At 60.0% G+C, this 707-nt stretch carries 1 protein-coding gene; it reads left to right on the top strand.

Going from position 1 to position 707, the window contains the following annotated elements; genetic code table 11:
• Positions 1 to 707: GTP-binding protein (locus IB263_RS33820; RefSeq protein WP_192439605.1), on the top strand; the 707-nt coding region annotated here is incomplete at both ends.

Raw genomic sequence — 707 nt, 5'->3', positions numbered from 1 at the left:
ATGGCAAAGAGCAAATTTGAGCGCAACAAGCCGCACGTTAACATTGGCACGATTGGCCACGTTGACCATGGCAAGACGTCGCTGACCGCAGCGATCACGAAGTACTTCGGCGAGTTCAAGGCGTACGACCAGATCGACGCTGCTCCGGAAGAAAAGGCCCGTGGTATCACGATTTCGACGGCGCACGTTGAGTATGAGACGCCGAACCGTCACTACGCTCACGTTGACTGCCCCGGCCACGCCGACTACGTCAAGAACATGATCACCGGTGCAGCGCAGATGGACGGCGCGATCCTGGTTTGCTCGGCGGCTGACGGCCCGATGCCGCAGACCCGCGAGCACATCCTGCTCGCTCGTCAGGTTGGCGTTCCGGCAATCGTCGTGTTCCTCAACAAGGTCGACCAGGTTGACGACGCCGAGCTTCTCGAGCTCGTCGAGCTGGAAGTTCGCGAACTTCTGTCGTCCTACGAATTCCCGGGCGACGACATTCCGATCATCAAGGGCTCGGCTCTTGCTGCTCTGGAAGATTCGGACAAGAAGATCGGCGAAGACGCGATCCGCGAGCTGATGGCAGCTGTTGACGCCTACATCCCGACGCCTGAGCGTCCGATCGACCAGCCGTTCCTGATGCCGATCGAAGACGTGTTCTCGATCTCGGGCCGTGGTACGGTTGTGACCGGTCGCGTTGAGCGCGGCATCGTCAAGGT

It is taken from the genome of Ensifer sp. ENS03 (genome assembly GCF_014852035.1).
GTDB classification, from domain to species: domain Bacteria; phylum Pseudomonadota; class Alphaproteobacteria; order Rhizobiales; family Rhizobiaceae; genus Ensifer; species Ensifer adhaerens.
This window is presented reverse-complemented; position numbering and strand designations above follow the sequence as displayed.